Below are 5,816 nucleotides of genomic sequence, written 5' to 3'. Positions count from 1 at the left end.
CTCGTTCTACACGGCCGACATCACCCGGACGCTCCCGGTCAGCGGCACCTTCACGGACGTCCAGCGGATGGTCTACGAGGCCGTGCTCGAGGCAGCCGACGCAGCGTTCGCGATCGTCAAGCCGGGCATCACCTTCCGTCAGGTGCACGCCACCGCGATGGAGGTCATCGCCCGCAAGACCGCGGAGTGGGGCTTCCTGCCCGGCACGGCGGAGGAGTCCCTGCAGCAGGACAACCAGTTCCACCGCCGCTACATGGTCCACGGAACGAGCCACCACCTCGGCCTCGACGTGCACGACTGCGCGAAGGCCCGCCGCGAGATGTACATCGACGGGATCGTGCAGCCGGGGATGGTGTTCACGATCGAGCCGGGCCTGTACTTCCAGCAGGACGACCTCACGGTGCCCGAGGAGTTCCGCGGCATCGGTGTCCGCATCGAGGACGACATCCTCGTGACCGAGGACGGCGCCGAGAACCTGTCGGTCGGCATCCCCCGGACCCCCTCGGAAGTGGAGGGGTGGATCGCCCGCTCCGGCCGTTAGCCTGAGCGGGTGACCATGCCCGAGCACACGCCGACGACGGACGACCTCGACATCGAGGTCGAGCACTTCGACTCCCCGGACGCCCAGCGACTCCGCGCAGCACAGCGTGTGGAGATCGACCGTGCGTACGGGCAGGACACCGAGCCGGGCGAGAAGCCCACGGCGGACTCGATCGCGGTGTTCTTCCTCGCTCGTGACGCCTCCGGTACGCCGCTCGGCTGCGGCGGGCTGCGGATCGTGGAGGACGGCATCACCGAGATCAAGCGCATGTACGTGCGGCCGGAGTCGCGCGGCGCCGGGGTGTCGACGGCGATCCTGCGGCGGCTGGAGGAAGCCGCGCTCGACCTCGGGTCACCGGCGCTCGTCCTCGAGACGGGCACGGAGCAGAAGCGGGCGATCGGGTTCTACGAGCGCGAGGGCTTCACGCGGATCGCCAACTTCGGCCCCTACGCGGGCGTGGCGACCTCGATCTGCTACTCGAAGGTCCTCTGACCCGCGGGTCCGCGCGTCCGTGGGTCCGCGGGTCCGTCTCCGGCAGCGCGCGTGCGGCTCTGCGTTCGGTTGGTCGCACGACATGCCGCTCACGTCCGCGCCCGGCGACATCCATCGCGACCAACGCGCACCGGGCACGGCACGTCGTGCGACCAACGCGCGCCGGACACGGCACGTCGTGCGACCGACGCGACAGCGCCGCTCCGCCGACCGCAGGCCGCCGTCATCGACGAACCGAACTCAGGACCGCGGCGACTCCTCGTCACCCGTACGGCGCTCGTCGTCCGAGGTTCGACCCGACTCCGGTGCCGACGCGGGGGTCACCCGCTCGCCGAACTGCGGCGGCGCATCCGGTCGCGCTGCCGGAGCACCGCCAGCCGGGCCCGACGCCGCCGGGTCGTACCGGGGCCCGTCGTTCGTGCCGTACCGCGGCGGCCCCGAGGGCGCTTCCGGCGCTCCACCGGCGGCACCGGGACCCGACGACCCGGCCTGCGACCCTCCGGCGCCGGTGGACGGGGTCTCCCCGTAGCGCGGACCGTCGTTCGTTCCGTAGCGCGGCGCGCCCTGCTGCGGGCCGCCGGCCGACGTGCCGGGCTGCTGCGTGCCTCCAGGCTGCTGGTGCGGCGTCGCGTGCCCGCCGTACGGGGACGGCTGCTGACGCGGCTCGGGGCGCCACGGCTCTTGCCGCGGCACCGGCGCGCCCTGCGACGAGGACGGCGACGACGCCGAGGTCCAGTGGGTCGAGGGGGTGGCGCCGAACTGCCCGAGGATCTGCTGCGCCTGCCCGGTCAGCTGCGGGTCGACCACGATCTGGTAGTTCGTGGCGAGCACCTGGTGCACGCTCGTGAAGTCGCGCTGCCGCTTCGTGATCGCGAACGAGACGATGCCGTAGAGCATGCCGAACGCGGCACCGATCAGGGCTGCGGCGAAGAAGAGGCCACCGGCCTGCGGCGAGAACAGGGTGAGCACGATGCCGAAGAAGAACCCGAGCCAGAGGCCGGACAGCGCTCCCGCGATGGCGGCGCGCCCGTAGGTCATCTTGCCGGTGACGCGCTCGACGGTCTTGAGGTCGTTGCCGACGATGGCGATCTTCGCGACCGGGAAGTCCGACTCGGCGAGCTTCGCGACGACGCGCTGCGCCTCCGGGTAGCTGTCGTAGGTGCCGAGGACGTCGCCGCGCGGCAGTGTCGGGAATGCCTGGGCCGTCCGGCCGCCGAAGGGGCTCTGATTGCTCACACAGCCATCATCCACCGGACACCTTGCAATCGCACGTGCACTCCCAGGGAGGCCGCCGACCGGCGCCCCGACGACCGGGGCTCCACCGACCCGGGCCCACCGACCGACTACGCTGGTCGAGTGAGCGCCACGAAGGTCTTCGTCGCCCGCCTCGCCGGGTGCTCCGTCTTCGACCCCGCGGGCGACCGCGTCGGCCGCGTCCGGGACGTCCTCGTGGTCTACAGACGGGTCGATGCCCCGCGGGTCGTGGGGCTCATCGTCGAGGTCCCCGGCAAGCGCCGCATCTTCGTCTCGGTCGGCCGCATCACCTCGATCGGAGCCGGGCAGGTGATCACGACCGGGCTCGTCAACATGCGCCGCTTCGAGCAGCGCGGCGGCGAGGTCCGGGTGATCGCGGAGATGCTCGGCCGCAAGGTGCTCATCAAGAACCAGCGCATCCGGGCGACGATCGAGGACGTCGCGATCGAGGACCGCGGGCAGGGCGACTGGGAGGTCTCGCAGCTCTTCCTCCGCAAGCCGAAGACGACACCGTCCCCGTTCGGCAAGGGTCCGACGACCTTCGCGTCCTGGAACGAGGTCACCGAGGACGAACTCCCCGGCGAGGCCCAGTCCGCCGAGCACGTCATCGCCGCCTACTCCGACCTGCTGCCGGCCGACCTCGCGTCGACCCTGCTCGACCTCCCCGAGGAGCGTCGCTTCGAGGTCGCCGAGGAACTCCCGGACGACCGGCTCGCCGACGTCCTCGAGGAGATGCCCGACCAGGAGCGCATCGAGATCCTCAGCCGCCTCGAGGACGCCCGCGCCGCCGACGTCCTCGACCAGATGCAGCCCGACGACGCCGCCGACGTCCTCGCCCAGTTCCCGGACGACCGCAGCGAGGCCCTCCTCCAGCTCATGGAGCCGGAGGAGGCCCAGGACGTCCGCATGCTCCTCGAGTACGAGCCCGACACGGCCGGTGGTCTCATGACGACCGAGCCGGTGATCGTCTCGGCGGACGCGACCGTGGCGGAGGGGCTCGCGCTGGTGCGTCGGCACGAACTCGCCCCGGCCCTCGGTGCGAGCGTGTGCGTCGTGCTCCCGCCGTACGAGCCGCCGACCGGCCGGTTCCTCGGCCTCGTGCACTTCCAACGGATGCTGCGCTACCCGCCGAACGAGCGGCTCGGCACGCTCATCGACCAGCAGACCGAGCCGGTCCGGGTCGACGCGAGCGCCGCGGAGGTCACGCGCATCATGGCGACCTACAACCTGCTGTCCGTCCCCGTGGTCGACGACGCCCACCGACTCGTCGGGGTGGTGACGATCGACGACGTCCTCGACCACGTCCTGCCGGACGACTGGCGAAGTCAGGGCGAGGGGGAACCCTCACCACTGCCACGCCAACGCTCGCGCAAGACGCCCGTGACCACGGGAAGGAGGACCACCCTTGGCCCGAACGGATGACACCCGCCAGGAGCGCCTGGACTCCCCGAAGGGCATGCGCACCCGCGTGCTGCCGACGCGCCGTCGCGGCCGTGGCGACACCTTCGGTCGCGCCACCGAGGGCATCGCCCGAGCCATGGGCACGCCCTGGTTCCTGGTCGGCCTGACCCTCTTCTGCGCGGTCTGGATGGGCTACAACACCCTCGCGCCGAAGTCGTGGCAGTTCGACTCCGCCGCGATCGGCTTCACCGCGCTGACCCTCGTGCTGTCGCTCCAGGCGTCCTACGCCGCGCCGCTCATCCTGCTCGCGCAGAACCGGCAGGACGACCGTGACCGCGTGCAGTTCGAGCAGGACCGGCAGCGCGCGGAACGGAACCTCGCGGACACCGAGTACCTCGCCCGCGAGGTCGTCGCGCTGCGCCTCGCGATGCGGGACATGGCGTCGAAGGACTTCATCCGGGCCGAGCTCCGGTCGCTGCTCGAGGAGCTCGACCGGCGCGACGCCGACGGTGCCGGCCTCGCCGGGTTCGCCGACGAGGCCGGTTCCGGCGCACGTGGCTGACGACGAGCAGCTGGGCGGCGCGGTCCTCGCGGCCCTCAGCCGGGTGATCGACCCCGAGATCCGCCGGCCCGTCACGGAGCTCGACATGATCCGTGGGGTCGACGTCCAGCCGGGAGGCACGGTGCGCGTCGACCTGCAACTCACGATCACCGGGTGCCCGGCCGCCGACACGATCGAGCGCGACGTGCGCGCCGCCGCCGGGTCCGTGGACGGCGTCACCGCGGTCGACGTCGACGTCTCCGTGATGTCCCCGGCGACCCGCGCCGCCCTCACCGACCGGCTCAGGGCGGGTCGCCCGCGCGGCGTGCAGTTCACGCCCGACTCGCTGACCCGGGTGGTCGCCGTGACGAGCGGGAAGGGCGGCGTCGGCAAGTCGACGGTCGCCGCGAACCTCGCGGTCGCGCTCGCAGCACGGGGACAGCGTGTGGGCATCGTCGACGTCGACGTGCACGGCTTCAGCATCCCGGGACTCATGGGCCTGACGGACGAGCACGGCGTGGCTCCCCGTCCGACCCGGGTGGACAGCATGATCCTGCCGCCCGTGGCACACGACGTGAAGGTCGTCTCGATCGGCATGTTCGTCGACGACGTCTCGACCGCCGTGTCGTGGCGCGGGCCGATGCTGCACCGGACGGTGTCGCAGTTCCTCACCGACGTGTTCTTCGGCGACCTCGACGTGCTGCTGCTCGACCTCCCGCCGGGTACGGGCGACGTGGCGATCTCGGTCGGTCAGCTGCTCCCCCACGCCGAGGTCCTGGTCGTGACCACCCCGCAGGCCGCGGCGGCCGACGTCGCCGAGCGCAGCGGGATCGTCGCGCGGCAGACCGGGCAGCGGGTGATCGGCGTGGTCGAGAACATGGCCGGACTCGTGCAGCCGGACGGTTCGGTGCTGCACCTGTTCGGCGAGGGCGGTGGCGACGAGACCGCGGCCCGGCTGTCCCGCGGCCAGGACGCTCCGGTGCCGGTCCTCGGCCGGGTGCCGCTGTCGGTGCCGTTGCGGGAGGGCGGGGACTCCGGTGTGCCCGTGGTGCTCGGCGCGCCCGACGACCCCGCTGCCGTGGCCCTCACGGCGATCGCGGAGCGGTTGACCACGATGGGCCGCGGGCTGGCGGGGCGGAAGCTCGGGCTGTCGGTCGGCTGAACCGCGCCCGGGGTCGTGCTGCGCGCACCGGGGTCGAGCGGTCCGCTCGGTAGGGTCGACGGCATGAGCACTGATCACGTCAGCGTCGACTGGGAGCAGGCCCGCGACACGAACCGCGCGAACTGGGACGACCGCGTCCCGATCCACGAGGGCGCCTACGAGATCGACGCGCTGGACGACCCGGCGCACCGGTCGGGAGTCGTCCGCGCGGACCTCCCCGTCCTGGCGCGCTGGCTGCCCGGCGGCTCGCTCGACGGACTCGACCTCTGCCACCTCCAGTGCCACATCGGCACCGACACGGTGTCGCTCGCGCGGGAGGGTGCACGGGTGACCGGCGTGGACTTCTCCCCCCGCGCGCTCGCATCCGCCCGTGCCCTCGCCGACGACTCGGACTCGACGTCACCTGGGTCGAGACGGACGTCCTG

The 5,816-nt window shown here is 72.3% G+C and carries 6 protein-coding genes and 1 pseudogene; 6 read left to right on the top strand and 1 reads right to left on the bottom strand.

Annotation, left to right across the window (positions count from 1 at the left end):
* Together I59_RS17925 and I59_RS17920 are read left to right on the top strand one after the other, a co-directional pair.
* Nucleotides 1-541 (top strand): M24 family metallopeptidase (locus tag I59_RS17925; protein WP_022905052.1); only part of this gene is annotated, 541 nt, incomplete at its 5' end.
* Nucleotides 542-556: 15 nt separating this feature from the next.
* Nucleotides 557-1,033 carry a GNAT family N-acetyltransferase gene (locus tag I59_RS17920; RefSeq protein WP_031274513.1) on the top strand — a complete coding sequence of 159 codons (477 nt, stop codon included), beginning with the start codon at nucleotides 557-559 and terminating at the stop codon, nucleotides 1,031-1,033.
* 240 nt (nucleotides 1,034-1,273) lie between these two features.
* On the opposite strand, the gene I59_RS20425 is transcribed toward I59_RS17920, so the two are convergent.
* Nucleotides 1,274-2,269 (bottom strand): general stress protein, encoded by a 996-nt coding sequence (locus I59_RS20425; RefSeq protein WP_022905050.1) that lies wholly within the window; start codon nucleotides 2,267-2,269, stop codon nucleotides 1,274-1,276.
* A gap of 120 nt (nucleotides 2,270-2,389) precedes the next feature.
* On the opposite strand from I59_RS20425, the gene I59_RS17910 reads away from it, so the two are divergent.
* The 4 genes and pseudogenes from I59_RS17910 to I59_RS20420 form a co-directional block, all read left to right on the top strand.
* A complete protein-coding gene (locus I59_RS17910) occupies nucleotides 2,390-3,709 on the top strand; it encodes a magnesium transporter MgtE N-terminal domain-containing protein (protein ID WP_022905049.1) in 1,320 nt (439 codons plus the stop codon).
* A 34-nt stretch (nucleotides 3,710-3,743) separates the two neighbouring features.
* Complete coding sequence (locus I59_RS17905) at nucleotides 3,744-4,250, top strand: DUF1003 domain-containing protein (RefSeq protein WP_042726902.1); 507 nt, start codon at nucleotides 3,744-3,746, stop codon at nucleotides 4,248-4,250.
* Nucleotides 4,243-5,391: a P-loop NTPase gene (locus I59_RS17900; protein ID WP_022905047.1), complete on the top strand. Its 1,149-nt coding sequence runs from the start codon at nucleotides 4,243-4,245 to the stop codon at nucleotides 5,389-5,391. Before I59_RS17905 ends, I59_RS17900 begins: the two co-directional genes overlap by 8 nt.
* 63 nt (nucleotides 5,392-5,454) lie before the next feature.
* A pseudogene (locus I59_RS20420) lies at nucleotides 5,455-5,816 on the top strand (hypothetical protein); the annotation flags it as partial.

The organism is Curtobacterium sp. B8, from assembly GCF_000333315.1.
Classification (GTDB): Bacteria; Actinomycetota; Actinomycetes; order Actinomycetales; family Microbacteriaceae; genus Curtobacterium; species Curtobacterium luteum.
Note: the sequence above shows the minus strand (reverse complement) of the source record. Positions and strands in the feature narration are given on the sequence as shown.